At 65.6% G+C, this 25786-nt stretch carries 25 protein-coding genes; 15 read left to right on the top strand and 10 right to left on the bottom strand.

From position 1 onward, the window contains the following. Positions 1-30 precede the first annotated feature (30 nt). Genes NDO55_RS10610 through NDO55_RS10600 form a run of 3 tightly spaced genes read left to right on the top strand, consistent with a single transcriptional unit; the run spans position 31 to position 3523 of the window. Complete coding sequence (locus NDO55_RS10610; RefSeq protein WP_252115050.1) at positions 31-1230, top strand: 3-deoxy-7-phosphoheptulonate synthase; 1200 nt, start codon at positions 31-33, stop codon at positions 1228-1230. Beyond that, positions 1227-2528 carry a 3-phosphoshikimate 1-carboxyvinyltransferase gene (gene aroA / locus NDO55_RS10605; RefSeq protein WP_252115049.1) on the top strand — a complete coding sequence of 434 codons (1302 nt, stop codon included), beginning with the start codon at positions 1227-1229 and terminating at the stop codon, positions 2526-2528. The genes NDO55_RS10610 and aroA overlap by 4 nt, the downstream gene beginning before the upstream one ends. Then, positions 2525-3523: a chorismate synthase gene (locus NDO55_RS10600; RefSeq protein ID WP_252115048.1), complete on the top strand. Its 999-nt coding sequence runs from the start codon at positions 2525-2527 to the stop codon at positions 3521-3523. The genes aroA and NDO55_RS10600 overlap by 4 nt, the downstream gene beginning before the upstream one ends. Before the next feature lie 16 nt (positions 3524-3539). Here NDO55_RS10600 and NDO55_RS10595 read toward each other — a convergent pair whose 3' ends face one another. From NDO55_RS10595 to pcaF, 4 genes are read right to left on the bottom strand one after another with little or no spacing between them, the layout of a single operon-like run. After that, entirely contained in the window at positions 3540-3812 is a 273-nt protein-coding gene (locus NDO55_RS10595; protein WP_252115046.1) for a DUF4242 domain-containing protein, read from the bottom strand. A 45-nt stretch (positions 3813-3857) separates the two neighbouring features. Beyond that, on the bottom strand, positions 3858-5048 hold the full coding sequence (locus tag NDO55_RS10590) for a cation:proton antiporter (RefSeq protein ID WP_252115044.1): 1191 nt from the start codon (positions 5046-5048) through the stop codon (positions 3858-3860). Positions 5049-5051: 3 nt separating this feature from the next. Beyond that, positions 5052-5513: a 1,2-phenylacetyl-CoA epoxidase subunit PaaD gene (gene paaD / locus NDO55_RS10585; RefSeq protein ID WP_252115042.1), complete on the bottom strand. Its 462-nt coding sequence runs from the start codon at positions 5511-5513 to the stop codon at positions 5052-5054. Between the two features lie 2 nt (positions 5514-5515). Next, positions 5516-6718 carry a 3-oxoadipyl-CoA thiolase gene (gene pcaF, locus NDO55_RS10580; RefSeq protein WP_252115040.1) on the bottom strand — a complete coding sequence of 401 codons (1203 nt, stop codon included), beginning with the start codon at positions 6716-6718 and terminating at the stop codon, positions 5516-5518. A gap of 62 nt (positions 6719-6780) precedes the next feature. On the opposite strand from pcaF, the gene NDO55_RS10575 reads away from it, so the two are divergent. The 5 genes from NDO55_RS10575 (at position 6781) to NDO55_RS10555 (ending at position 9517) form a co-directional block, all read left to right on the top strand. After that, a complete protein-coding gene (locus NDO55_RS10575) occupies positions 6781-7032 on the top strand; it encodes a 4a-hydroxytetrahydrobiopterin dehydratase (protein ID WP_252115039.1) in 252 nt (83 codons plus the stop codon). After that, complete coding sequence (locus tag NDO55_RS10570; RefSeq protein ID WP_252115037.1) at positions 7029-7214, top strand: hypothetical protein; 186 nt, start codon at positions 7029-7031, stop codon at positions 7212-7214. Before NDO55_RS10575 ends, NDO55_RS10570 begins: the two co-directional genes overlap by 4 nt. A gap of 299 nt (positions 7215-7513) precedes the next feature. After that, on the top strand, positions 7514-8329 hold the full coding sequence (locus NDO55_RS10565; protein ID WP_252115035.1) for a phenylalanine 4-monooxygenase: 816 nt from the start codon (positions 7514-7516) through the stop codon (positions 8327-8329). Next, complete coding sequence (locus NDO55_RS10560) at positions 8313-8819, top strand: flavin reductase family protein (protein WP_252115033.1); 507 nt, start codon at positions 8313-8315, stop codon at positions 8817-8819. The genes NDO55_RS10565 and NDO55_RS10560 overlap by 17 nt, the downstream gene beginning before the upstream one ends. Before the next feature lie 86 nt (positions 8820-8905). Continuing rightward, complete coding sequence (locus tag NDO55_RS10555; protein WP_252115030.1) at positions 8906-9517, top strand: M23 family metallopeptidase; 612 nt, start codon at positions 8906-8908, stop codon at positions 9515-9517. Here NDO55_RS10555 and crcB read toward each other — a convergent pair. From crcB to NDO55_RS10540, 3 genes are read right to left on the bottom strand one after another with little or no spacing between them, the layout of a single operon-like run. Next, complete coding sequence (crcB, locus tag NDO55_RS10550) at positions 9507-9866, bottom strand: fluoride efflux transporter CrcB (RefSeq protein ID WP_252115028.1); 360 nt, start codon at positions 9864-9866, stop codon at positions 9507-9509. The genes NDO55_RS10555 and crcB overlap by 11 nt on opposite strands. Further along, positions 9863-10840 (bottom strand): DUF808 domain-containing protein, encoded by a 978-nt coding sequence (locus tag NDO55_RS10545; protein ID WP_252115026.1) that lies wholly within the window; start codon positions 10838-10840, stop codon positions 9863-9865. Before NDO55_RS10545 ends, crcB begins: the two co-directional genes overlap by 4 nt. A 25-nt stretch (positions 10841-10865) precedes the next feature. Continuing rightward, on the bottom strand, positions 10866-11696 hold the full coding sequence (locus tag NDO55_RS10540; RefSeq protein WP_252115024.1) for a serine aminopeptidase domain-containing protein: 831 nt from the start codon (positions 11694-11696) through the stop codon (positions 10866-10868). Between the two features lie 96 nt (positions 11697-11792). Here NDO55_RS10540 and serS point away from each other — a divergent pair, with 96 nt between their 5' ends. Genes serS through NDO55_RS10510 form a run of 6 tightly spaced genes read left to right on the top strand, consistent with a single transcriptional unit; the run spans position 11793 to position 20432 of the window. After that, positions 11793-13055: a serine--tRNA ligase gene (serS, locus tag NDO55_RS10535; RefSeq protein WP_252115022.1), complete on the top strand. Its 1263-nt coding sequence runs from the start codon at positions 11793-11795 to the stop codon at positions 13053-13055. Then, the gene (locus NDO55_RS10530) at positions 13042-13761 is read left to right on the top strand and encodes an alpha/beta fold hydrolase (protein ID WP_252115020.1); all 720 of its coding nucleotides are present in this window, start codon (positions 13042-13044) and stop codon (positions 13759-13761) included. The genes serS and NDO55_RS10530 overlap by 14 nt, the downstream gene beginning before the upstream one ends. Positions 13762-13817: 56 nt before the next feature. Continuing rightward, positions 13818-14642, top strand: a complete 825-nt coding sequence (locus NDO55_RS10525; protein ID WP_252115018.1) for an alpha/beta hydrolase family protein — start codon at positions 13818-13820, stop codon at positions 14640-14642. A gap of 60 nt (positions 14643-14702) precedes the next feature. Next, positions 14703-15479 (top strand): ImuA family protein, encoded by a 777-nt coding sequence (locus tag NDO55_RS10520; RefSeq protein WP_252115016.1) that lies wholly within the window; start codon positions 14703-14705, stop codon positions 15477-15479. Then, entirely contained in the window at positions 15382-16992 is a 1611-nt protein-coding gene (locus tag NDO55_RS10515; RefSeq protein ID WP_252115014.1) for a DNA polymerase Y family protein, read from the top strand. Before NDO55_RS10520 ends, NDO55_RS10515 begins: the two co-directional genes overlap by 98 nt. Further along, complete coding sequence (locus tag NDO55_RS10510; RefSeq protein WP_252115012.1) at positions 16992-20432, top strand: error-prone DNA polymerase; 3441 nt, start codon at positions 16992-16994, stop codon at positions 20430-20432. Before NDO55_RS10515 ends, NDO55_RS10510 begins: the two co-directional genes overlap by 1 nt. On the opposite strand, the gene hutH is transcribed toward NDO55_RS10510, so the two are convergent. From hutH to hutI, 3 genes are read right to left on the bottom strand one after another with little or no spacing between them, the layout of a single operon-like run. Continuing rightward, the gene (hutH, locus tag NDO55_RS10505) at positions 20429-21925 is read right to left on the bottom strand and encodes a histidine ammonia-lyase (RefSeq protein ID WP_252115010.1); all 1497 of its coding nucleotides are present in this window, start codon (positions 21923-21925) and stop codon (positions 20429-20431) included. The two genes, NDO55_RS10510 and hutH, sit on opposite strands and share 4 nt — an antisense overlap. Further along, entirely contained in the window at positions 21922-23589 is a 1668-nt protein-coding gene (gene hutU, locus NDO55_RS10500; RefSeq protein ID WP_252115008.1) for a urocanate hydratase, read from the bottom strand. Before hutU ends, hutH begins: the two co-directional genes overlap by 4 nt. 8 nt (positions 23590-23597) lie before the next feature. Then, positions 23598-24791 (bottom strand): imidazolonepropionase, encoded by a 1194-nt coding sequence (hutI, locus tag NDO55_RS10495; RefSeq protein ID WP_252115006.1) that lies wholly within the window; start codon positions 24789-24791, stop codon positions 23598-23600. A gap of 40 nt (positions 24792-24831) precedes the next feature. Here hutI and NDO55_RS10490 point away from each other — a divergent pair, with 40 nt between their 5' ends. Then, on the top strand, positions 24832-25710 hold the full coding sequence (locus NDO55_RS10490; protein WP_252115004.1) for an arginase family protein: 879 nt from the start codon (positions 24832-24834) through the stop codon (positions 25708-25710). Positions 25711-25786: the final 76 nt, after the last annotated feature.

The following is a 25786-nucleotide window of genomic DNA, read 5'->3' as shown; positions in this document are numbered from 1 at the left end:
CTTTTCACCGCGTCCCCGCTCGGCTAGTCCATGAAAACGCCCATGAACCGCCATTTCACCCCGACCATGGCCGACTGGAAGCCGGATAGCTGGCGCGCCTTTCCCGCGCGTCAATTGCCGAGCTATGCCGACGCGGCGGCTCTCGCCGATGTCGAGGCGCGACTGGCGAGCGCGCGGCCGGTGGTGAAGATCCACGGTATCGAAGCGCTGGCTCGCGATCTGGGGGGCGTTGCCAAGGGCAACAACTTCCTCCTGCAGGGCGGCGATTGCGCTGAAAATTTCGACGATGCCGTCGCCGACCGTGTCTCGCGGCTCGCCGGCCTATTCGACGACATGGCGGCAATGATCGAGGATAGCGACGGGCGCGATGTTGTTCGTGTTGCGCGGATCGCCGGACAGTTCGCCAAGCCCCGCTCGGCACCGACTGAAACGCGCGGCAGCGTCGAATTGCCCGCCTATCGCGGTGACATCATCAACGGGCAGGGATTTTCCGCAGCGACGCGCGCGCATGATCCGCAGCGCATGATCCGCGCTCATGTCCAGTCGGTCGGGACAGCGGCGACGCTCAAGGCCGCGCGCGACGGGTTGGCGCCGATCTACACCAGTCACGAAGCCTTACTTCTACCGTACGAAGAGGCGCTGACCCGGAAAGGCGAAGACGGACGCTGGTGGGCGACGTCGGGGCACCTCCTTTGGCTCGGCGACCGCACGCGCCAGCTCGACGGCGCGCATGTCGCCTATCTGTCGGGCATCGCCAATCCGGTCGGCATCAAATGCGGGCCGTCGATTGAGACAGACGAAATGACCGCGTTGATCGATCGGCTTGATCCCGAGGCGCGAGCCGGCAAGCTCGTCTTGATCGTTCGGCTGGGTGCCGACCAGATCGAGGCCTACTTGCCGCGTCTGCTGAAAGCCGCGCGGGGGCGCGACCTCGTCTGGATCGTCGATCCGATGCACGGCAACACCGAAAAGGTCGGGACCCGCAAGCTGCGCCGCTACGATGCGGTGCTGGCCGAAGCGCGCGCCTTCTTCCGCATCCTGCGCGAGCATGGTCTCGTGCCGGGCGGCGTGCATCTCGAGATGAGCCCAGATCCCGTTACCGAGTGCCTCGGCGGCGGCGGCCCTGCAGAGGTTGCCGACCTCGACCGTGCCTATCGCACCGCCTGCGACCCGCGTCTCAATGGCGACCAGGCGCTCCGTTTTACCAAGGATTTGATGGCCACTTCATGACCCCGCTCATCGCCCATCCCAGCCCCAAGTTTGGCGGCGAAACCGACCTACCCGGCGACAAGTCGATCAGCCATCGCGCGCTGATCTTCTCGGCGCTTGCGGAGGGCACGAGCAAGGTGACCGGCCTGCTCGTCTCCGACGATGTCCGCGCCACCGAGGAAGCAGTTAAGGCCTTCGGCGCCCATATCGAGCGCGATACCGAGGGCCTGCTGATTACCGGTCGCGACTGGGAAAGTCCGTCCGATCCGATCGACTGCGGCAATAGCGGTACGTCGGCACGATTGCTGATGGGCGCGGCCGCGGGATTCGAAGGTCTCAGCGCGCGCTTCATTGGAGATGAAAGCCTTTCGAGCCGGCCGATGGGACGCGTGATGACGCCGCTCCGCCGGATGGGCGCGGTCTTCACCGGCGACGACACGCTGCCGATCGACCTGGTCGGTGCCAAGCTGGGCGGCATCGATTATGCGAGCCCGGTGGCGAGCGCGCAGGTCAAGTCCGCCATCCTGCTGGCGGGTCTACAGACCGACGCGCCGGTGCGCGTGGTCGAGCCGCATCTCAGCCGCGATCATACCGAGGTCATGCTCGCCCAATTCGGCGTCGACGGCGCCATGGACGAGGTCGAAAATGGCATCGCCATCTCGCTAGGCGACAATCGCAAGCTTTCCGCGACGCGCATCGACGTGCCGGGCGATCCGTCCTCGGCCGCCTTTGCCTGGGCGGCGGGTGCGATGATCCCCGGCGCTTCGGTCACGACCCGCCGCGTCTGCGTCAACGCGACCCGGACCGGCTTCGTAGAAATGCTCGAACGGATGGGTGCCAAGGTGACGTTGTCCAACCAGACCGTCCTGTCGGGAGAACCGGTGGCGGACGTCACGGTCGCGCATGACCGCTTGGAGCCTATTTCGCTTAGCGCGGAGGAAGTCCCCGCGCTGATCGACGAAATCCCCATCCTCGCCTGTGTTGCGGCGATGGCCGATGGCGAGAGCGTGTTCGAGGGCATTGCCGAATTGAAGGTCAAGGAAAGCGACCGCATCGGCGCGACCGCGGCCGGCCTCATCGCGAACGGTGTCACGGCGGCGCCCGGCGAAGACAGCCTGCGCATCTTCGGCAAGGGCAAGGTCGCAGGCGGGCGGATCATCTCGACCCGCCATGACCATCGCATCGCCATGGCGTTCCTGACGCTGGGCCTTGCGGCAGAATCCGCGATCACGGTCGACAATGCCGACCCGATCGCGACCAGCTTTCCCGATTTCACCGCGATCATGCGCGGACTTGGCGGAGTGATTACGGCACGATGAGCATCAACAGTTTCGGCCATCTCCTTCGACTGTCGACCTGGGGCGAAAGCCACGGTCCGGCGATCGGCTGCATGATCGACGGGTGCCCCCCGGGGATCGAAATCGACGAAGCGGCCATCCAGCAATATCTCGACCTGAGACGCCCCGGCACCGGCAAGAATGTGTCGCCGCGCCAGGAACCCGACCAGATCAAGATCCTGTCCGGCGTCTATGAAGGCAAAACGACGGGCACCGCGATCGGGATGATGATCGAGAATGTGGATGCGCGTTCGAAGGATTATCCCGCCGACGCGCCCTATCGCCCCGGCCATGCCGATTATGGCTATGACGAGAAATACGGCTTTCGTGATCCGCGCGGCGGCGGGCGCGCGTCAGCGCGCGAAACGGCCATGCGCGTGGCCGGCGGCGCAGTCGCGCGGCTGATCATCCCTGAAGTGGAGATCGAAGCGCGCGTCCTTGCCATCGGTGGCGAGCAAGATGAAACCAAATGGGAATCATTGCTCGATAGCTTACGAACCGAAGGGGATAGTGTTGGCGCGCTTGTCGAATGCGTTGCGCGCGGCGTCCCTGCCGGTTGGGGCGCGCCGGTCTATGCCAAGCTCGATGCCATGCTGGCCTCGGCAATGATGTCCATCCCGGCCGTGAAGGGCGTGGAGATTGGCGAGGGCATGGCGGCGGCTGCACTAAAAGGCAGCGAGAATGCCGATCCGATGCGCGCGGGCGCGGATGCCCCGCACTTCGAGGCCAATCATGCCGGCGGTATTTCGGGCGGGATCTCGACCGGGCAGGACATCGTCGTGCGCGTCGCCTTCAAACCGACCAGCTCGATCCGCAAACCGGTGCACAGCATCCGCAAGGATGGCAGCGAGGCCGATGTCGTCACCAAAGGCCGCCACGACCCCTGCGTCGGGATCCGCGGCGCCCCAGTGACCGAAGCGATGATGGCGCTAGTGCTGGCCGACCAGTATCTGCTCCACCGCGCCCAGTGCGGCTGAGCGAACTGTAGCGAAGCTAGATTTCGGCGGTTGCCGGGCTGATGACGTTGCGCACTTCGGCTATGCTGTTGGCCGGGAAACCCGATTGCTCGGCATGGTCCCGAATCTGCGCGGCATCGTCGGCATTGTAGATGCAGTAAATCTTGTCGCCGGTGACATAGCTATGCACCCATTCCAGCCCGTCGATGCGGTCTACGACCGAACAGCTTTTCTGCGAGGCACCCTTGAGGTCGTCGGGGCCGAGATTCCCGGCTCCGGGCATTTCACGCTCGATCACGAATTGCGGCATGGCACGTCTCCCTCTGGTTGACGGCCTTCGGTCATACCAGAAAGCTCAGCCTTTGTCGGCGTCCCGCGCGGCAATGGCCCGCTGCGCCATCGGCATCGCCAGCATGGTGCTGAGCACTGCCGCCAAGAGGAGCGCGGTGAAGGCGGTCGGGCTGATGACACCGCGGTCGAGCATGATGTTGGCGAAGATGATCATGATGAGCGCCTTGGTCTGGAGGAGCCAGCCGATGAGGCGCGCCTCGCCCTTGGCCCAGCCGAGGATGCGCGCGGCCAGCAGGACACCGAAGCGCTTCCCGACCACGATGGCAGCGAGCAAGGCGAGCGCGACGCCGATAACGTCCATCCCGCCCATCTCCCAGCGCGTGCGCAGCCCCGTCGACAGGAAGAAAACGGGCATCAGAAGCGTCAGGATACGGTCGCGCCACTCGTCGATGACGGGGATGCCGAACCAGTCGGAATCGAGCACCGAGCCGGCAAGGAAGGCGCCGACCATATAATGCAGTCCGGCCCAGTCGGCGCCGAGAGCGACGACGAGAAGCCACATGAGGGCGAGCGGAATGCGGTCGCGTTCGTTCGCACGGGCGAACAGGCGGCGCGCAGCGATCGTGGCGAGCGCGAAGAGGGTCGCGAACTCCGCTTGCCGCCCGAGCATTTCGGCATCGACGAGAATGACCGCGAGCAGCGCCCAGACGATCAGGTCATCGAGGCTGGCATAGCGAAGGATGCGCTGGCCCAGCGGGCTGCGCAGGATACCGAGCCGCTCGAGGAAGAGCAGCAGGATCGGCAAGGCGGTAACCGCACAGGCAAGCCCGACGCCGAGCAGGAATTGCCACCGCGCCGCGCCCACACCCATCCACACGGAATCGCGCATGACGAGCGCGGCAGTCGCGGCGCCGATCAGCAGCGGGACGATGAGCGCGAGCCCCGCCGTAGTCGCAGTGTCGCGCCGATTAGCCCAGGCATCGGGCAGGTCGAGCTCCAGCCCCGCGACGAACACGAACAACATCACCGCCCATGACGCGATTCCGCCCAGCGCGCCCAGTACGCCGGGGGTGAAGAGCGCCCCATGGGCGTCGGGAAAGACGGCGCCGAGCACCGCCGGACCGGCAAGCACGCCGCCGACGATCTGGACGACGACGAGCGGGAGCCACGAGCGCTGGCCGGCCGCGCGCCAGAGCAGCCAGGGTAAGGTGTAGATGGCGAGCATCGCCAGCAGGAAGGCCGTCGGCTCACTCATCGGTCAGTGGCATTTGAACCTGTCGAAGGGTTCGAGGCAGGATTTGCACTGCCATTGCGCCTTACATGGCGTAGAACCAAATCGGCTAATTTCCTTAGTATCACGCGAACCGCAATTTGGGCATTCGGCGGTTTCATCGCGCGTTGGTGGCGCGATTCCATAGGCCTTGAGCTTGGCGTGGCCCTCTTCGGAAATCCAGTCGGTCGACCAGGGCGGGCTCAGCCGGTTCTCGATTCCCACGTCGCGATAGCCATTGGCGTCGAGCGCCTCGCGGACCGATTGTTCGATGGCGACGGTGGCCGGGCAGCCCGAATAGGTTGGCGTGATGATGACGCGCACGCCATCCTCGTCCGCCTCGATGCCGCGGACGATCCCGAGATCGACGACCGAGATAACTGGGATTTCCGGGTCCGGCACGCCGGCCAGCACCTCCATCAATCCCTGCTCGTCGATCATCGTCGTCATGTTCAGACCCGTTCGATCCCCAATGCGATACCCTGTCCGACGCCGATGCACATTGTTGCGAGCGCGCGCTTGCCCTTGGTCGCGGCGAGCTCTTCGGTTGCGGTCAAGGCGAGACGCGTGCCGCTCATGCCGAGCGGGTGGCCCAGGGCGATCGCGCCGCCATTGGGGTTTACGTGCGGCGCGTCATCGGCAAGCCCCAATTCGCGCATGACCGCCAGGCCCTGCGCCGCGAAAGCTTCGTTTAATTCGACCACGTCGAAATCGTCGATGTGCAGCCCCAGACGCTCCATCAGCTTGGCGCTGGCGGGCGCGGGACCGATCCCCATGATGCGCGGCGGGACACCGGCAACCGCGCCGCCGAGGATGCGCGCACGCGGCGTCAGGCCGTGGCGTTTTACAGCGTCTTCCGAAGCGATAACGAGGGCCGCGGCACCGTCATTGACCCCGCTGGCATTGCCCGCCGTCACGGTCCCGTCTTCCTTCACGATGGGACGAAGGCCCGCGAGCACGTCGAGGCTCGACAGGCGCGGATGCTCGTCCGCCTCGACCAGTACAGGATCGCCCTTGCGCTGCGGGATCGACACCGGCGTGATTTCTGCGGCGAGACGTCCATTCTCCTGCGCGCGGGCGGCGCGGACCTGGCTTTCATGCGCGAACTTGTCCTGGTCCTCGCGGCTCACCCCATATTGCTCGGCGACATTCTCGGCCGTCTCAGGCATCGAGTCGATCCCGAACTCGGCCTGCAGAATGCGGTTCACGAAGCGCCAGCCGATGGTCGTGTCATAGACCGCATTGCCGCGCGAAAAAGCGGTTTCCGCCTTGGGCATGACGAAGGGCGCGCGGCTCATCGATTCGACACCGCCGGCGATGATGAGGTCCGCCTCACCTGCTTTGATGGCGCGGCCCGCCATGGCGACGCAGTCGAGACCCGATCCGCACAGGCGGTTGACCGTCGTCCCGGGCGCCGTCTCGCCCAGCCCGGCGAGCAAGGCGGCCATGCGCGCGACATTGCGATTATCCTCGCCGGCCTGGTTGGCGCATCCCATGATGATGTCGTCGATGAGCGCCCAGTCCACGCCCTCGTTGCGTTCCTTCAATGTGCGCAGCGGGATGGCGGCAAGATCGTCTGCGCGCACGCGGGCGAGCGCCCCGCCATATTTCCCGATGGGTGTCCGGACGGCATCACAGATAAAGGCGTCGCGCATCACTTTCTCCTTGGCTTGCCCGCGTCCTGACGGGCAAAGTGCCGACAATCAAGGAGCATGACATGGAATTTCCGACAAGCTGGACCAAATCGGACGACGGCAAGGCGATCACGCGCCGCTTCGAATTTGCCGATTTTTCCGGAGCCTTCGCCTTCCTGACGCGCGTGGCGATGCTGGCCGAGAAAGCCGACCATCATCCCGAGATCGAGAATGTCTGGAACAAGGTGACGCTGACGCTGACCACCCATGATGCGGGCGGGTTGACGGGCAAGGATGCCGACCTCGCCGCGCAGATCGACGAGCTGGTTGCGTGAGGTCAAACCTTCCTCCCCTTCCCGGTGCAGCCTTCGACGCGGCGATTGCAGGCGGGCTCATCTGGTTCTTTGCTGCCATCGTGTTCGACCGCCCTGATCGAGCGCTGGAGATGGTCGCGATCGGTGCTGGCGCCGTGTTCATTGCCGAGTTCGTCCGGCGTAGCCGGGTGAAGGGATCCTAGGCTCGGCCTGTGGCGCCAGAGGCGCAGTTGGTCGAAAAGCGTGGCATTCCAGCCATTCAGCCTTGCTTCACGCCGACGCTTCGACCATGGTCCCCATCATGTTGACCCGTTCGACCAACCCGATGGCCATTAAAGCCGACCGCCGCGCGCTTGCGTGGACGGTCGTCTATTATGCCTATCGCGGTGCGGTGGAGACAGGTTAGCAACAGTTTAGCAACGAGCCTGAAACCACCGCCCGCCAAGCGAAAGCTTGAGCGGGTTTTTTATTGCCCCAAGAACCCGAGACCTAGGAGCGTCACATGTTGGAGACCAAGATCGAAGCCGCCACCCGCAATCCGGACTGGCAGGCTTATCTCGTGCCCGAAAACTGGTCGCGCTTCATGCCCGTCGACCACGCCACCTGGGATCGCCTGTTCGATCGGCAGGTGAAGCTGCTTCATGACGATGTCGTCAGCATCTTTATCGACGGCCTCAAGAAGCTCGGCATGACCGAGCCGGGTATCCCGCGGCTCGAGCGACTGTCTGACCGGCTCGAACACCTCACCGGCTGGCGGCTCGTTTCGGTCGAAGGCATCGTGCCCGATCCCGAATTCTTCGCGATGCTGCGCGACCGCCGTTTCCCGATCGGCAACTTCATCCGCGACGGCAAGAATCTCGATTATCTGGAAGAGCCCGATTGCTTCCACGATATCTTCGGCCACGTGCCCGTGCTGGCGCACCAGCCGATGGCCGACCTTATGGAAGCGTTGGGCCGGCTGGGCGTCGAAGCCTGCGCCAACGGTCATGGCGATCTCATCAGCCGCCTCTACTGGCATACCGTCGAATTCGGTCTCGCCAAGGAAGACGGGCGCACCAAGATCTGGGGCGCAGGTCTCGCCTCCAGCTTCGGCGAAGCGAAGTTTTCACTCGAGGCCGATGTGCCACGGCCGCGCTTCACTCCGGAGGCGGCATCGCTCACCCCGTATCGTTCGGACCGTTTCCAGCCGCTCTATTTCGTGTCGGACAGCGTCGAGGAAGCGAGCCGCATGCTCAATGAATTGACCGATGCGAAGCTGGCAGTGCTTGGCGCGGGCGAAGCACCCAGCTATGCCCCGCTGGATGGCCAACCTGCATGAATATCGACCCGGCGGTGATCCCCGGACTTTACGCGATGCTCTCGGATGCTTCGCGACCGGGGTCACCGTGGTCACCTGCCGAGATGGCGAGGACGTGCCGCACGGCCTGACGGTCAACAGCTTCACGAGCGTCAGTCTCGACCCGCCGCTGCTGCTCGTCTGCCTCGCCAAGCCGACGACCAGCGCAAAGCCATTGGTCGAGGCCGAGCATTTCGCGATCAACGTCCTGCAGACCGAGCAGCGTCCGGCCTCGATCACCTTCGCGACGCGCGGCAATGACCGCTTCGGCGAGACGCAGTGGGAGGAAGGCGAGCATGGCGCCCCCCTGCTCACCGGCAGCCTCGCCATGTTCGAATGCGACCGCCACGCCGTTCATGATGGCGGTGATCACTGGATCCTGATCGGCGAAGTCAAACGCGCGCGTTTTGAAAAAGGGCCCGATCCCCTCCTCTATTATCAGGGCCGTTATCGTCGGTTGCATTTCGACTAACGTTGTAGTCGGTTCGTCGAAGCCGCTTTGCAGATTGGCGGCCGGCCCACCTACCCCAAGGCTGTCTTGAAGAAGGGGAGGATGTCATGCTTGCACTCGCACTGATCGCCGCGATGGTCACCCAACCGACGCCCGAGGAACGCGCCGCGATGGAAGCGCGCGCCAATCCCGAGGTTATCCGCCAGGCCACGCTGCATCCGCTGTTCGAAGACAATTACATGTGCTCCGAGCATTGGGCGGGACAACTGATGTTTCCCGGCGACGCGCTGGGACAGGATTGCATGATCACCGGCGGGATCGAGGAGCGTGGCTATGCCTCGCCCTATCGCACCGACGGCGCGACCAACGAGGATTGGTATGGTTGGGGCCGCCCGGTGCTGGCGCCGTTGTCCGGGACGGTCCGGCGCATCATGGTCAATGACGTCGTGAACGTGCCCGGCGAGCTCGGCACGCCGCCGGCCAATGCGGTGATGATTGCGGGCGAGGATGGCGTGAACCTCATTGTCGCCCACCTTGGCGAGATCCTCGTGGCCGAAGGCGACATGGTCGACGCCGGACAACAAATCGGGACGGTCGGCAACAATGGCTTTGGTCGCGCGCCGCATATCCAAATCGGGGCCTGGGACGAGGAAAGCGCGCTGCAAATCCGCTGGGACTTGAAGGCCATCGCCGCGCTCTACGAAGAGCCTAGCGAGTAAGCATCCATCCGGCTGCGCAGGCGGCCAGCGACAGCACGACAGACGCCGCGACATAAGCGAGCGCCGTCGCCGCTTCGCCGCGCTGCCACAGGGTCAGCGTGTCGAGGCTGAAGGCGGAAAAGGTAGTGAAACCGCCGAGCAGGCCCGTCACGAAGAACAGGCGCGCCGTCGGTCCGACCCCTTCCAGCGCGCCGATGGCGAGGCCAATCATCAGGCTGCCGACGACATTGACCGCCAGCGTGCCGACCGGGAACCCGCTCCCGAACCAGGCCAGCGTCCATTTGCCGACACCATAGCGCAGCAGGGCGCCCAGCCCTCCGCCGAGGAAGACGGCGAGCGCGTGGCTCAATGCAGTTCGGCCTTCTTGACCGGCTCCCCGCCGCCATGGAGCGGATGATGGCCGAAGATGCGGGTGACGATCTGGACGATGATGAAGCCCCAGATGAAGCCGACGATCGCCGCGCCGATCGTGTTCACGATCCACTCGATCACGCCATTGCCCTGGCCGATGCTCTCGGCGGCATGGTGGACCCAGTCATAGACGAATTCGAAGAAGTGCAGCTCGTGGAATCCATGCAGGATGATCGATCCGCCGACCCACATCATCGCGGCCGTGCCGATGACGCTGAGCGCGGTGAGGAGCTTGGGGACGAAAGCAATGAGCCCGCGGCCGAAGGCTGCGCTGCCCCCCTCGCCTTGCGCCATGTGCAGCCCGATATCGTCGAGCTTCACGATCAGCCCGACCGTCCCGTAGACGAGCAACGTCACCGCGACAGCGACAATCGCCAGCGCGCCAGCCTGCATCCACAGCCCCTCGACCAGGCCCTGCGAAGTCAGCTCGTTGAGCGTGATCGCCATGATTTCGGCCGACAGGATGAAGTCGGTTCGCACCGCTCCGGAAACCTGGCGCGCTTCGAGTTCTTCGGGCGTGTCCGCCTCGGCCAGCGTCTTTTCGGCATGGTGGTCGCCAGTCAGCTTTTCGAGGATCTTCTCGACTGCCTCGAAGGCGAGATAGGAACCGCCGAGCATCAGGATCGGATAGATCAGCCAGGGCGCAAACTCGCTCAGGAGGAGCGCGGCAGGCAGGAGGAAAATGAGCTTGTTGCGCAAGGACCCCTTGGTGATCTTCCAGATGATCGGAAGCTCGCGCTTGGGATCCAAGCCGGTCACGTAACTCGGCGTCACCGCGGCATCGTCGATCACGACACCTGCCGTCTTGGCCCCGGCCCGGCCCGCGGCCGCGGCGACGTCATCGACCGAGGCGGCGGCTGTGCGCGCGATGAGCGCGACGTCGTCGAGCAGAGCTACGAGGCCTGAAGGCATGCTTGTTTCCCCTGTTGGCGGCGCCCTAACGCCGTTCGATCGTCACCATGTCGTCCGATTGCTGCTTTGCCAATGCTTCGGAGGCCTCGGTCGATCCAAGCGCATGCGCGGCAATGAAATCGCGCGTCATCGGCAGCAGCGTTTCGGCAAGGGATTCATCATCGAAGCGGACAAGGTCGTGCGTGCCCTCATTGACGATGACGAGCATCTTGTCGCCAGCCGGCGCACTATCGAACGAGACGCGATGATCGGTCCATTCGGGCACGAAGCCGGGAACCAGGTCTTCGGTTCCGGTGATGAGCAAAAGCGGCTCGTCGAGATCGGCATAAGCGCCGACACCCATCAGCTGCGGCAGTTTTCCAGCGGTCGAGAAAGCGATGATGCCGGCGACGGGCGGACCTTCGAGCGGGGGGACATACATCGTCGTCGCGCCGCCACCCAGGAGCGACATGAAGCTGCCGAAGCTGTGACCGGCGAGGATGACGGGCAAGTCGGCATGCGTTTCGTCGATCATGCCGCGCGTAGCCTGTAGGTCCTGCACACGGGCAATGAAGCCCGATTGCATATCATAATCGGCGCGATCCGGATGGACATGGCTGTCGACGGCCATCGGCGCATAGACGAGATAGCCCGCATCAGCCCAATAGCTGGCGAGCAGCTCGTACGAGGCCGGGTCGGCGCCATGGCCGTGCCCGAACAGGATCACGGCCTCGGCCTCGTCTCCTGGCTCCCACACCAGAATCTCGACCGCGCGTCCTTCGACGTCCAGTTCGGCAATGCGATCGGGCTCGGCATGCGCGATGCCGGCGGTGGACAGGGAAAGCGCCAAAGCAAGCGCGGTGATGAGGATACGCATAGGATACTCCGGTGAACCGATATTTCTTAAAGTTCGGGCTGATAGCGCGTCAGTTTGTCTTGCCAAGCCCCCGTCCGATGCCGCAGGACGCGCCCCATGCTTTCGATCGATTTCATCCGCGAGAATCCGGACGCCGTCCGCAAGGCCATTGCCGACAAGAATGTCGAACTGGACCTCGACCGCCTCATTGCCTTGGCCGACGAGATCAAGTCGGCGCGGCAGGAGATCGACGCGCTGCGCACCGAGCGCAACCGCATCTCCGACATGTTTAAGGACGCCTCGAACGAGGAGAAGCCCGAGCTTGGCAAACGCGCCAAGGAAGCCGGCAAGAAAGCGGGCGAACTCGAAAAGGGCCTGTCGGACCAGACCGACGAATATAAGGCGCTGATGCTCCAGCTGCCCAATATCCCTTATGGCGGCGCGCCAGTGGGACCGGACGAGAGCGCCAACGAGGTGATCCGCACCGAAGGCACGCCGCCCAGCTTCGACTTCGAACCGCTCGACCATGTCGCGCTGATGGAAAAGAATGGCTGGGCCGACCTGTCGCGCATCACACAGGTCTCGGGCAGCCGCACTTACTGCCTCAAGGGGCGCCTGGCCTTGCTCGAACAGAAGCTGATGGCATGGGCGCTCGAGGAAATCATGGGCAACGGGTTCGACCCGATCACCGTGCCCGCCATCGCCCGCGAGGATGCCTTTATCCGCCAGGGCCAGTTCCCCGGCCACCGCGAGGAAACCTACGAGCTCGAGAAGGACGACCTGTTTCTCGCCGGCACTGCCGAGGTTGCGCTCACCGGCCTGCATTCGGGCGAAATTCTTGAGTCCGATCAGCTGCCGGTTCTTTATGCCGGCTACAGCCCCTGCTTCCGCCGCGAAGCGGGTAGCGCGGGTCGCGACGTGCGCGGGCTGCTGCGCGTCCACCAGTTCGTGAAGGTGGAACAGTACGTAATCTGCGAAGCCGACGAGGCGGTCAGCGCCAAGTGGCATGCCCGCTTATTGGGCGCCGCGGAGAAGCTGCTGCAGGCGATGGAAATTCCCTATCAGGTCATCGAAACCTCGACTGGCGACATGGGCCTCGGCAAATATCGCATGAACGATATTGAAAGCTGGGTCCCGAGCCTCGGCAAGTATCGCGAAACGCACAGCTGTTCGACGCTGCATGACTGGCAGGCACGCCGCGCCAACCTTCGCTACCGCAATGCCGAGGGTAAGGTCGTGTTCGCGCACACGCTGAACAATACCGCGCTGGCCAGCCCGCGCATCCTCGTCCCGATCCTCGAAAACCACCAGACTGCCGACGGCCGCGTGAAATTGCCCAAGGCGCTTCATGAGTTGATGGGCGGCGATGAGTATCTCTGAGGACGGACGTTCCGCACTCAAGGAAGGCGAAGGCGAGGAAATTCCGAGCCTGCTGGCGCGCCTGCGCGATGTCTCGGGCCACCTCATCCGCATGGGTCGCCATATCGGCCATCTGGGTCCGCGCGGCCCCGAAGAAGGCCCGCCTGCGCTCGTCATTCCCGGTTTCCTGGCCAGCGACCGCACGACGCTGGAGCTACGGCGTCATCTCGCCCGGGGTGGCTGGCGCGTGCATGGCTGGGGCAAGGGGCAGAATCGCGGTGCCTATGAAGGCATTCTCGAGGATCTCGAGGAAAAGCTCGATGCCGTCTCGGGCAATGACAAGGCGCTGGTCGTCGGCTGGAGCCTTGGCGGCGTCATGGGCCGCGAGCTCGCCCGCAAGCGCCCCGACAAGGTGCGTGCCATCGTCACGCTCGCTTCGCCTTTCTCGGGGCATCGCAAGTTGAACAATGTCTGGCGCGAATATGAGCTGGTCGCGGGCCATCCCGTCGATGCGCCGCCAGTGCAGCAGATTCCCGACAAGCCACCCGTGCCGACCATGGCCATCGTGGCGCAGAATGACGGGCTGGTCGCGCAGCGCGCGCAGACCGGATTGCGCGAGGAAAGCGACCGCGTCGTGCTGCTTCCCTGCGGCCATATGCAGATCGGCAAATCGCGCCCGATGCTGCGCCGCATCATGTCCGAAATCGATACGTTCGTCGAAAAATAGCCAAAAATGAGGGGAACAGCCCTCGTTCATCTGCTTTATGCTCCCATATAGGGAGTATGACACGGGAGCTTCGCAAGGCGCCGCGCATCGCTGCGACGGACCTGCATCCCGACGACCGCGCGCCGTCGGGATGGATGCGAATGCGCGAGATGGCCTGGCAACTCCCCCGCTTGCTATCCTCCGTCGGCCCGATCGAACCCGAGGGCCCCAAAAGCGGCCCGCCCGCTTTGGTCCTTCCCGGTTTCATGGCCTCCGACCGTTCGACCCGCCAGCTGCGGCTCGCGCTTGGGCGGCACGGCTGGCACACCCATCCCTGGATGCTCGGCCATAACCGTGGCGCCAGCCTCGAACTGCACGAGCGCATGTGCGAGCGGATCGCGGCAGTCGGCAATGGCGAGAAAGTCCTGCTCGTCGGCTGGAGCCTTGGCGGCCTCTATGCCCGCGAGCTGGCGCGCGCCTGTCCCGACAAGGTGCGCGCGGTGGTGACACTGGCATCGCCCTTCGCGGGCGATCTCAAGACCAACAACAATGTCCGCTGGCTTTACGAGCGCGTTGCCGGCCATCCAGTCGACGATGCGCCCTTCCCGCGGATCGAGGATAAGCCGCCAGTGCCGACCATCGCTTTCTATTCGCGCCGCGACGGCATCATCGCCCCGCGCGCGGGCTGCGGTGACGAGCGGCATTGCGATGCCGCGATCGAGATCGATACGCACCATATGGGTTTTGCCGTCTGGCGCCCGGCGCTGAGCCGGATCATGCTCCATCTCGGCGACTTCCTCGAGGCGGTCGAGGGGCGTTTGCCGACGCCCGAGAACGAACATGCCGTGCGCACCGCGCGACTCAAGGCGGCCCGGCGCGAGGCGGCGCCGAAGCCGGCTTAGAAATCCGCCATTCTTGACTCTTGAAGCCGACTCAAGGCACAAGAACATAACCAGAACAAAGTGATTGCGAGTCGTGTGGAAGATCGTCTGTCCATCGCGGCCGGCGATCTTCCGCGAGCGGCCGAACTGGCTGCGGCGGGCGATGTCGTGCGGCCCCATGAACCGCCCCCGGACGGGGATGCAGGCGTTGGACTGCGCGTGCCCCGACCAGCCTCGCCGACCCTGGTCGAAACCTTCGCAACTCATCCGCGCGATGCCGGCTGGACCCGCTTCCTGGCCGCGCAATTGCCCCGGGGCAAACCCCTGCTCTGGGTGCAGGAGCGGATGGCCATCCTCGAGGCCGGGCGCATCCATCCCCCCGGCCTCGAGGAGCTTGGCCTGCTCGACATCATCCATGTCGCCGTACCCGATACGCCGCGGCTCCTATGGACCATGGAGGAGGGCCTTCGATGCCCGGGGCTAGGCGGCGTGATCGGCGAGGCCTGGGGCGAGCATGCGCGGCTCGACTTCACCGCGACGCGCCGCCTCGCCTTCGCCTCGGAACAGCATGGCGTCGCCTGCTGGCTGATGCGGCTGGGTGCTGGCGCGGCCAACCTGTCGGGCGCACGCTGGCGCTGGCGGGTGGAGAGCCGCCCCAGCGCGCCCAATCCCTACAATCCGCGAGCCCCCGGCGCGACGCGGCTGATGCTCGATCTGTTTCGCGCCCGCGGCCGCGCGCCCGGCACGTGGGAGTGGGCCGATGAAGAAGGTCCGGACCAGGATCGTCTCGATCTGGCTGCCGCGCCTGTCGATCGAGCGGTGGGAGAAATTGAGCCAAGGCAGCGACGACGCGCCTGACCCGGACGCGCGTATCGTCCTTACTGTCGAGGGACCGCATGGCACGCTGGTGCACGCGCCCAATGACGCGGCCGCAATCACCGGCGCTCGGGCTGGCCAGCGTCTTACCGATGCGCGCGCGCTCGATCCGGCGCTGGCGGCGATCCCCTGCGACCTCGAGGGCGATGCCGCATTGATGGGACGCCTCGCCCGCTGGGCCACACGCTGGTCGCCGGCGGTCGAACAGGATGGGCGCGACGCACTGCGGCTCGACGTCAGCGGCGCGGCGCATCTGTTCGGCGGCGAAAAGGCGATGCTCGACGATATCGAGGCGCGATTGGCGGCCATGGGCCTCACCGCACGCACCGCCATCGCCGACACCCCGCTCGCGGCCTGGGCGCTGGCGCATTTTTCCCGCGAGGGATCGGGCCAAGAATCGGGGAGGGGCGAGCTTTCAGGCTCGGCACAAGCCCCTCCCCGCACCAAGGAAGAACGCCGCATTGCCAGCGCCGCGCTGGCCCGCGCGCTGGCGCCGCTGCCGGTCGCCGCACTGCGCCTGCCCGCCAATGTCGTGACGACGCTGGGCCGCCTCGGCCTCAAGACCGTCGCCAGCCTGTCGGGGATCGAGCGGCGCAGCCTCGCGCGGCGTTTTCGCACGCAGGACAATCCGCTCGATGCGCTCGACCGCGCACTGGGCCGCGCGCCCGAGCCGATCGATCCGCAGCGGGTGAAGCTGCTGCCCCATGCCTTGCTGCGACTGAAGGAGCCGGTGACCGATCCCGAGGCCGCTGCCCAAGCGCTCGACCTGCTCGTCCCCGACCTAGCGCGCAAGCTGGAGGGCGAACGCCTCGGCCTGCGCTGTCTCAGCCTGACCGGCTACCGCCTCGACGGGTCGGTGGCGCGGATCGAGGCGCGCACCGCGCTGCCCAGCCGCGAGACCCCTCACCTCAAGCGCCTGCTCGCCGAAAAGACCGCTTCGATGGACCCCGAATTCGGCTTCGATGCCTTCATGCTGCTCGCCGACGCGGTCGAGCCGCTCGACCCCGCGCAGGATGCATTGGATGGCGGCGAGCCCGACGGGGTCGCGGTGGGGCGACTGGTCGACCGTATCGCCACCCGCCTCGGCCCGCAGGCCGTCACCCGCCCGCGCCACCGCGCCAGCCACATGCCCGAACGCGCGTCGGGCTGGGCCAGCGCGATTGCCGACAAGGCGGAGGAAAAGCCCGCGCCCCTCCAGGCCCCGCGCCCCGAACGCCTGCTCGACACGCCCGAGGCCATCAGCGTGCTCTACGCCACCCCCGAAGGCCTGCCCCGCCGTTTCGTCTGGCGCCGCGCCGTGCACGACATCAAGAAGGTGGAGGGCCCCGAACGCATCGCGCCGGAATGGTGGCGCGAATATCGCCCGGCACGCCTGCGCGACTATTATCGCGTCGAGGACCAGGCGGGGCGGCGCTACTGGATCTTCCGCGAGGGCCTGTTCGGCGACGGGCGCGGCGGCGATCCGGCCTGGTATATCCACGGACTGTTCGGCTGATGCCCGACGCCTCCCACTCTTTCTCCAAGAAGCGCCTGCTGCTGGGCGATGACGGGCCCCGGCCCGACATCCCGCGCGCGGACTTTGTCGAGCTGGGCGTCACCACGCCCTTTTCCTTCCTGCGCGGCGCGTCGGATGCGATCGAGCTGGTGCTGACCGCGCTCGAAAAGGGCATGCATGCGATCGGGGTCGCCGACCATGACACGCTGGCGGGCGTGGTGCGGGTGCATAGTGCGGCCAAGGCGGCGGGCTTGCGGCCGCTGATCGGCTGCCGCCTCTGCCCGGTCGATGCGCCGCAATTGCTTGCTTATCCGCTCAATCGCGACGGCTATGGCAATCTCTCGGCGCTGCTCAGCCTCGGCAAGATGCGCAGCGAGAAAGGCGCGTGCGACCTCCTCTTTTCCGAGATCGTCAGCCATGGCGAGGATATCGCCTTCATTCTCGTCCCGCCCGACGATCTCGACGCCTTCGCCGAGCAATTGCCCGGCCTCGCAGCAGCGCTTCCCGGCCTCACCCACATCGCGGCAAGCTATCTCTATCGCGGCGACGATATTGCGCGGATCGAGCGACTGGACCGCCTCGCCCGCGCGCACCGCCTGACCCTTCTCGCCACCAATGACGTCCATTATCACGCGCCCGAAAAGCGCCCGCTGCAGGACGTTATGACCTGCATCCGCGAGAAGGTGACGCTCGCCGATGCGGGCTGGCACCTCCACGCCAATGCCGAGCGGCACTTGAAATCACCGGGCGAAATGAAGGCTTTGTTCGAGCGCTGGCCCCACGCCATCCGCGCGACGAGGGAATTCGCTGATCGGATCGACTTCAGCCTCGACGAACTCAAATATGAGTATCCCGAGGAGACTTGCCCCGGCGGGCGCACCCCGCAGCAGCATCTCGTCCATCTCGCCTGGAAAGGCGCGAGCGAACGCTGGCCCGAGGGTGTGCCCAAGACGATCATCGCGCAGATCGAGAAAGAACTGGCGCTGATCGAGAAACTCGACTTCGCCCGCTATTTCCTCACCGTCCACGACATCGTCGCCTACGCCCGCAGCCTCGACCCGCCGATCCTGTGTCAGGGGCGCGGCAGCGCGGCCAACAGCGCGGTCTGCTACTGCCTCGGCATCACCGCGGTCGATCCCTCGACCACCGACCTTTTGTTCGAACGCTTCATTTCGGAGGAGCGCAAGGAGCCGCCCGATATCGACGTGGATTTCGAGCATGAGCGGCGCGAGGAAGTGATCCAGCATATCTACGCCAAATATGGCCGCGAACGCGCCGGCATCGCCGCGACCGTCATCCATTACCGCCCGCGCATGGCGATCCGCGAAGTCGGCAAGGTGATGGGGCTTTCCGAAGACGTCTGCGCGGCCATTGCCGGCACCTTCTGGGGCTCGATGGAAAGCGAGATGCAGGACGAGCGGGTCAAGGAAGCCGGGCTCGACCTTTCCGACCCGCATCTGAAGCGCACCGTCCATCTCGCCGAGCAATTGATCGGCATGCCGCGCCACCTTTCGCAGCATGTCGGCGGCTTCATCCTGACCCAGCGCCCGCTCACCGAGACCGTCCCGATCGGCAATGGCGCCATGCCCGACCGCACCTTCATCGAATGGGACAAGGATGACATTGAGGAGCTGGGCATCCTCAAGATCGACGTGCTCGCACTGGGCATGCTCACCTGCTGCCGAAAAGCGTTCGATTTGATCGAGGCGCATCATGGCGAAAAGTGGGACCTCGCCACGCTCCCCAAGGAGGAACCGGGCGTCTACGACATGTTGTGCGAGGGGGATTCGCTGGGCGTCTTCCAGGTCGAAAGCCGCGCGCAGATGAACATGCTGCCGCGCCTACGCCCGCGCGAATTTTATGACCTCGTCATCGAAGTCGCGATCGTCCGTCCCGGCCCGATCCAGGGCGACATGGTCCATCCTTTCCTCAAGCGGCGGCAGGGCAAGGAGCCGGTCCTCTACCCCTGCCCCGACCCCGACCATGGCCCGCCCGACGAGCTGGAACGCATCCTCAAGCGCACATTGGGCGTCCCCGTCTTCCAGGAACAGGCGATGAAGATCGCGCTCGACGCGGCCAAATTCTCGAGCGCCGAGGCCAACCAATTGAGGAAGGCGATGGCGACCTTCCGCAGCCGCGGCACGATCGACCTCTTGCAGGACAAGATGGTCACGCGGATGGTGACGCGCGGCTATGATCCCGACTTTGCCGAGCGCTGCTTCCACCAGATCAGGGGCTTTGGCGAATATGGCTTCCCCGAGAGCCATGCGGCGAGCTTCGCGCTGCTGGTTTACGTGTCGAGCTGGCTCAAATGGCGCTACCCCGCAGCCTTTGCCGCCGCGCTCCTCAACTCGCAGCCCATGGGTTTCTACGCACCCGCGCAGATCGTCCGCGATGCCAAGGAACATGGGGTCGAGGTGCGACCCGTCGATGTGAACCACAGCGAATGGGACTGCACGCTGGAGCCGACCGATGCGAAACCCGTGGCGCAGCGGCGCAGTTGGGGCTCGACCGCGCTCCCCGCCGCCGAATGGACCCCCGACAGCCTGCCCCCGCCCAGCCCACGCATGGCGCTGCGCCTCGGGCTCCGGCAGGTCGACGGCATGCGTCTAGATGACGCGACCCGCATCGTCGCCGCGCGATCGTCGACACCCTATGAGAGCGTCGAGGAAGTCAAACGCCGCGCCGGCGTGGGCGTGGGGGCCGTGGAGAAGCTCGCCGAGGCCGACGCCTTCCGCTCGATCAAGCTCGATCGCCGCGCTGCGTTGTGGGATGCCAAGGCACTGAAAGGCGCACCGGCGCTACCGCTGTTCGAAGCCGCCGAAGCGCGCGACGAAGGCTGGGAAGTGGAGCGCGTCCGCCTCCCCACCATGCCTTTGAGCGAGCAGGTCGTGAACGACTACCAGACCACGCGATTGAGCCTCAAAGCCCACCCGATGAGCTTCCTGCGCCCGCATTACGAGCGGCGCGGCTGCGTGACGGCGGGAGAGCTTCGCACCATGCGCTATGGTCGCCGGGTCCAGCTTGCGGGCCTCGTCCTCATCCGCCAGCGGCCGGGCAGCGCCAAGGGCGTCTGCTTCACCACGATCGAGGACGAGACGGGCGTAGCCAACCTCGTCATCTGGCCTGACGCGTTCGAGGCCTATCGTCCCATCGTCATGGGCGCGCGATTGCTGAAAGTGACCGGCATCGTCCAGCACGACGATGCCGTCGTCCACGTCATTGCGGCGAAACTGGAGGACGACACGCACCTGCTCGCCAGCCTGTCCAACGACCTGATGCCCGCCACGCAGGGTCGCGGTGATGGCGGCGGCGCATGGGCCCCGCATGGCGGCCGCGGCGACGAAGCCCAGGGCGGCGGCAGCGGAAGCCTACCGCCCCCGACCCACCGTCATCCCCGCAACGCCGAGGTCATCCCCAAGGGACGCAATTTCCACTAGGCGATCTCGCCCGCCAGCACTGCGGCCTGCAGCGCGGCCATTTCGTCGGCCCAGTAACGGTCGCTCTCCAGATAGGCCGAGCGCTCGCGGATCTTGGCGTGGAGCGCCTGCAGCCGGAGCGAGGTCTTGAGTGGCGCGTGATAGTCGACGCCCTGCGCCGCCGCGATCAATTCGACCGCGATCACGCCCGCAGCATTGACCGCAATCTGTCCGGCCTTGCGCGCGGCGATGGGGGCCATCGAGACATGGTCCTCCTGCCCCGCCGATGTGGGGATCGAATCCACGCTGGCCGGATGGGCAAGCGCCTTGTTCTCGCTGACCAAAGCGGCCGCGGTGACCTGCGGGATCATCAGACCCGAATTCACCCCGCCATCGTCGATCAGGAAAGCGGGCAGCCCGCTCATCTTGGGATCGACCAGCACGCTCGTGCGCCGTTCGGACAGTGAGCCCACTTCGCACAGCGCCATGGCGATGATGTCGGCGGCGAAGGCGACCGGTTGGGCATGGAAGTTGCCGCCCGAAATCGCCTCGTCCGCATCTTCTGCCTCGCTGCCGAACAGGACCGGATTATCGGTCACGGCATTGGCCTCGATCTCGAGCATGGCGGCGGCCTTGCCGAGCAAATCCATCGACGCGCCCATCACCTGCGGCTGGCAGCGGAAGCTGTAGGGGTCCTGCACGCGCCCGCAGCGGTGATGGCTCTCGATGATGGCCGAACCGTCGAGCCAATCGCGCAGCATCTCGGCGACTGCGACCTGGCTCACATGGCCGCGCAATTCGCTCAGCCGCGCATCAAACGGCTTGGCGCTGCCCTTCAAGGCATCGACCGACAGGGCGCCCGCCGCAATCGCGGCGTCGAATACCCGCTCGGCCTTGAACAGCGCGTCCAAGGCGATGGCGGTCGAGGCCTGCGTGCCATTGATCATGGCGAGGCCTTCCTTGGGCCCCAACACGACCGGCTCCATGCCGATCTTCGCCAGCGCGTCGGCAGCAGGCATCCGCTCGCCCTTCAGGTCGACCCAGCCTTCGCCGAGCATCGTCGCGGTCATGTGCGCGAGCGGCGCAAGGTCTCCGCTGGCGCCCACACTGCCCTGGCTCGGCACTTCGGGGATCGCATCGGCATCGACCATGCGCTGCAAAGCCTCGACCAGCTCGACACGCACGCCCGATGCGCCGCGCCCGAGGCCGATCAGCTTCAAGACCATCATCAGGCGTGTGACATGGCGTGGCAGCGGGTCGCCGAGCCCGCAACTATGCGACAGGATGAGGTTGCGCTGGAGCTCTGCCAGCCGCTCGGGCGGGATTTTCTCGCTGGCAAGCAGGCCGAAGCCGGTATTCACGCCATAGACCGTCTCGCCGCCCGCGACGATGCGGGTCACGACCTCGTGGCTGGCGGCAATCGCGTCATAAGCGGACGCTTCCAGCGATGCCGCCTCGCCGCCCCAGACGGCGCGAAGCTGGTCGAGCGTCACGTGGCCGGGATCGAGTTTCATTCGCCCGCCTCCAGCATCGGCAGGTCGAGCCCCTGTTCCCGTACGCATTCCTTGGCAATGTCGTAGCCCGCATCGGCATGGCGCATGACGCCAGTGCCCGGGTCGTTCCACAGGACACGTTCGAGGCGGCGCGCCGCATCCTCGGTGCCATCAGCGACAATAACGACGCCCGAATGCTGCGAATAGCCCATGCCGACCCCGCCACCATGGTGCAGCGACACCCAGGTCGCGCCGCCAGCGGTATTGAGGAGCGCGTTGAGCAGCGGCCAGTCGCTGACGGCGTCCGACCCGTCCATCATGCTTTCGGTCTCGCGATTGGGCGAGGCTACCGAGCCTGAGTCGAGATGGTCGCGGCCGATCACAACCGGCGCTTTCAATTCGCCGTTCGCCACCATCTCGTTAAATGCCATCCCAAGCCGATGGCGCTGGCCGAGACCGACCCAGCAGATGCGTGCTGGTAAACCCTGGAAGGCGATCCGCTCAGCGGCCATGTCGAGCCAGCGATGGAGGTGCGGATCGTCAGGGATTAGTTCCTTCACCTTGGCGTCGGTCTTCGCAATGTCTTCGGGATCGCCCGACAGCGCGGCCCAGCGGAACGGGCCGATGCCGCGGCAGAAAAGCGGGCGGACATAGGCCGGCACGAAGCCCGGGAAAGCGAAGGCATTCTCGACGCCCTCGTCAAAGGCTTCCTGGCGGATATTGTTGCCGTAGTCGAAGGTCGGGATCCCCATCTCATGGAAGGCGAGCATGGCCTTCACGTGCACCGCCATCGACTTGCGCGCTTCGGCGGCGACGGTTGCGGGATCCTTCTCCCGCATCTCGCGCCACTTGGCGACGCTCCAGCCGGCCGGGCAATATCCGTTGGCGGGGTCGTGCGCGCTGGTCTGGTCGGTGACGGCGTCGGGGCGGATGCCTTTTTCCACCATCTCGGGCAGGATTTCCGCGGCGTTGCCCAACACCCCGACGCTGGTCGGCTTGTCGGCCTTGCCAATGATCTCCAATGCCTCCTCGAGCGAATGCGCCTTATGGTCGATATAGCGCGTCTCCAGCCGCTTCTCGATCCGGCTTTCCTGGCATTCGATGGCGATGCAATGCGCGCCCGCCATCACCGCAGCGAGCGGCTGCGCGCCGCCCATCCCGCCGAGGCCGGCGGTGAGGATCCACTTGCCCGTAAGGTCGCCGGCGAAATGCTGGCGGCCCATTTCGGCAAAGGTCTCGTAGGTGCCCTGCACGATCCCTTGGCTGCCGATATAAATCCAGCTGCCGGCGGTCATCTGGCCGTACATCATCAGGCCCTTGGCATCCAATGCGTTGAAATGCTCCCAAGTCGCCCATTTGGGCACGAGGTTGGAGTTGGCGATAAGCACGCGCGGCGCGTCCTTGTGGGTCGGGAAGACGCCGACCGGCTTGCCCGACTGGACGAGCAATGTCTCGTTCTCCTCGAGCCTCTCCAGAGTTTCGACGATCTTGTCGTAGCAGGCCCAATTACGCGCGGCTCGGCCGATCCCGCCATAGACGACCAGTTCCTCGGGTGCCTCGGCGACCTCGGGGTCGAGATTATTCTGAAGCATCCGCACTGCGGCCTCGGTGGTCCAGTGCTTGGCCACTTTCTCCGGCCCGGTGCGGGCGCGGATGATGCGGCTATTGTCGAGACGGTCGTTCATGTCAGTCCTCAGATGATCTGGCCCGCGACGATGCGGCGGGCGGGACCGGGAAGCCCGATCCAGTAGGCAAGTTCGTTCAGGTCGGTCACGCTCCACGCGCACAGGTCGGCGCGCTGCTCCTCGGCGATGGTGCCGCGATCGGACAATCCTAGAGCGGCGGCAGCATGAACGGTCACGCCCGCCAATGCTTCCTCCGGGGTCAGGCCGAACAGGGTCGCGGCCATATTCATGACGAGCGGAAGCGACAGGGTCGGCGAGGTGCCGGGATTGCAGTCGGTGGCAATGGCGATGCGCACGCCTGCCTCGCGCAGCAAGTCGACCGGGGGCGTGCGGGTCTCGCGCAGGCAGTAGAAAGCGGCAGGAAGCAGGACGGCGACCGTGCCCGCCTCGGCCATCGCCTTTGCGCCAGCCTCGTCGAGATGTTCGAGATGGTCCGCCGACAGCGCCTGAAATCGCGCGGCCATCGCGGCGCCGTGCGAATTGGACAGCTGCTCGGCATGGAGGCGGACCGGGAGTTCGTGCGCGCGGGCCGCTTCGAAGACGCGTTCGACTTCCTCGGCCGTGAACGCGATGCGCTCGCAGAAAGCGTCGACGCTGGTGGCGAGGCCTTCGGCTGCGACGGCCGGAATCGTCTCGTTCACGACTTGGTCGACATAGGCCGTGCGGTCGGTCTCGGGCGGGAGTGCATGGAGCGCCAGAAAGGTCGGCACGATGCTGACGCCGGCATGGCCATCGAGCGCCTTGGCAACGCGCAACATCTTGAGTTCCGTGTCGGGATCGAGGCCGTAGCCCGATTTCACTTCGACCGTCGTCGCACCGCTGGCCGCCAGCGCATCGAGCCGCTTCCGCGCCGAGGACAATAGCGCATCCTCGCTCGCCTCGCGGGTCGCGCGGACGCTCGACAGGATGCCGCCGCCTGCCTCTGCGATTTCCTCATAGGTTGCGCCGGCGCGGCGCATGGCATGTTCGTTCGCGCGGTTTCCACCAAAGACGAGATGGGTGTGGCAGTCGATCAGCCCCGGCGTGACCCAAGCGCCGCCCAACGACACGGCGTCATCGCTTTCGATATCGGCGCGCTTGCCGACCTCGGCGATCCGGCCGTCGACGACGCGGATGGCACCATCCTCGATCCGCCCCAGCGGGTCGCCATGGCGCTCGACCATCGTTGCCACATGGCAATCGAAATAGACCACTTCCCCCATGGGGATGGCGATGCGCCTCAAGCCTGCTATCCGTCAAGCCATGAGCTGGCCCAATCTTGCCGATTTGATCGTCGATGCCGGGACGCAAGCACCGATCGGTCTGGTCGGTGCACCGCTGGCGACGGGATCGGTGACGCCCGGCCGCTGCGATCTCGCGCCGGCCGAACTGCGCAAGGTCCTGCGCCGGATCGGGCGCTACGACATCGACACGAGGCGCGAGCTTGGCTCGCTGATCGCGGATCATGGCGATGTCGCGATCGACGGCCTGACCATCGCGGACGCCACCGGTCCGATCCGCGAGGTCTGTGCTGCCAGCGTGTCGCGGCACGAACTCACCCTTCTCATCGGCGGCAACAATGCGGTGACGCGGCCCGGCCTCCATGCGCTGGACCTGCACTTGGAAAAGATCGGCCTGATTACGCTCGATGCGCATTTCGACATGCGTTCGACGGCGGACGGGCTGGCCAATGGCAATCCGGTGCGTGCGCTGCTCGAGGACGGATTGTCGGGCGCGAATGTCGCGCAAGTCGGCCTCGCGCCCTTCGCCAACAGCTTCGACATGCATCGCGATGCGGAGGCGGCTGGCAATCTTGTCGTGACGCAGGCCGAAGTGGACGAGGCAGGCATCGACGCCGCCGTCGACCGGGCGCTTGCCCATGTCGGCCATTGCGAGGCGCTGATGGTGGATTGCGACATCGACGTGATCGACCGGTCGCAATTCCCTGCCGCGCCCGGTGCACGGCCCTGCGGCATGCAGGCGCGCGATTTTTTCGCTGCCGTCCGCAAGCTCGCGGCCCATCCCAAGCTGCGCATCATCGATTTGACCGAATGGGACCCCCCGCTCGATCCGACCGACTTGTCGAGCCTCGTCGCCGGGCGCTGGCTCGCCGAAGTGGTGGCTGGCTTCGAGGCGCGCTAGCCCCCTCATTTCGCGTTGAAAAGTTCACCGCAGCGGCCTTGGCGATTGCCTCGCTGGGCTCGCCGCGCCAGTCTTC

Source organism: Sphingomicrobium sediminis, assembly GCF_023805295.1.
In the GTDB taxonomy this organism is placed as follows: domain Bacteria; phylum Pseudomonadota; class Alphaproteobacteria; order Sphingomonadales; family Sphingomonadaceae; genus Sphingomicrobium; species Sphingomicrobium sediminis.
This window is presented reverse-complemented; position numbering and strand designations above follow the sequence as displayed.

Coding starts and splice junctions, on each gene's coding strand:
- NDO55_RS10590 (WP_252115044.1), bottom strand. CDS start 5,048: ATGAGTGAGCCGACGGCCTTCCTGCTGGCGATGCTCGCCATCTACACC.
- NDO55_RS10545 (WP_252115026.1), bottom strand. CDS start 10,840: ATGCCTTCAGGCCTCGTAGCTCTGCTCGACGACGTCGCGCTCATCGCG.
- NDO55_RS10530 (WP_252115020.1), top strand. CDS start 13,042: ATGAGTATCTCTGAGGACGGACGTTCCGCACTCAAGGAAGGCGAAGGC.
- NDO55_RS10600 (WP_252115048.1), top strand. CDS start 2,525: ATGAGCATCAACAGTTTCGGCCATCTCCTTCGACTGTCGACCTGGGGC.
- NDO55_RS10490 (WP_252115004.1), top strand. CDS start 24,832: ATGAGCTGGCCCAATCTTGCCGATTTGATCGTCGATGCCGGGACGCAA.
- NDO55_RS10555 (WP_252115030.1), top strand. CDS start 8,906: ATGCTTGCACTCGCACTGATCGCCGCGATGGTCACCCAACCGACGCCC.
- NDO55_RS10610 (WP_252115050.1), top strand. CDS start 31: ATGAAAACGCCCATGAACCGCCATTTCACCCCGACCATGGCCGACTGG.
- NDO55_RS10525 (WP_252115018.1), top strand. CDS start 13,818: ATGACACGGGAGCTTCGCAAGGCGCCGCGCATCGCTGCGACGGACCTG.
- pcaF (WP_252115040.1), bottom strand. CDS start 6,718: ATGCGCGACGCCTTTATCTGTGATGCCGTCCGGACACCCATCGGGAAA.
- NDO55_RS10560 (WP_252115033.1), top strand. CDS start 8,313: ATGGCCAACCTGCATGAATATCGACCCGGCGGTGATCCCCGGACTTTA.
- paaD (WP_252115042.1), bottom strand. CDS start 5,513: ATGACGACGATGATCGACGAGCAGGGATTGATGGAGGTGCTGGCCGGC.
- NDO55_RS10510 (WP_252115012.1), top strand. CDS start 16,992: ATGCCCGACGCCTCCCACTCTTTCTCCAAGAAGCGCCTGCTGCTGGGC.
- hutI (WP_252115006.1), bottom strand. CDS start 24,791: ATGGGGGAAGTGGTCTATTTCGATTGCCATGTGGCAACGATGGTCGAG.
- NDO55_RS10595 (WP_252115046.1), bottom strand. CDS start 3,812: ATGCCGCAATTCGTGATCGAGCGTGAAATGCCCGGAGCCGGGAATCTC.
- NDO55_RS10515 (WP_252115014.1), top strand. CDS start 15,382: ATGAAGAAGGTCCGGACCAGGATCGTCTCGATCTGGCTGCCGCGCCTG.
- hutU (WP_252115008.1), bottom strand. CDS start 23,589: ATGAACGACCGTCTCGACAATAGCCGCATCATCCGCGCCCGCACCGGG.
- serS (WP_252115022.1), top strand. CDS start 11,793: ATGCTTTCGATCGATTTCATCCGCGAGAATCCGGACGCCGTCCGCAAG.
- aroA (WP_252115049.1), top strand. CDS start 1,227: ATGACCCCGCTCATCGCCCATCCCAGCCCCAAGTTTGGCGGCGAAACC.
- NDO55_RS10575 (WP_252115039.1), top strand. CDS start 6,781: ATGGAATTTCCGACAAGCTGGACCAAATCGGACGACGGCAAGGCGATC.
- NDO55_RS10565 (WP_252115035.1), top strand. CDS start 7,514: ATGTTGGAGACCAAGATCGAAGCCGCCACCCGCAATCCGGACTGGCAG.
- hutH (WP_252115010.1), bottom strand. CDS start 21,925: ATGAAACTCGATCCCGGCCACGTGACGCTCGACCAGCTTCGCGCCGTC.
- NDO55_RS10540 (WP_252115024.1), bottom strand. CDS start 11,696: ATGCGTATCCTCATCACCGCGCTTGCTTTGGCGCTTTCCCTGTCCACC.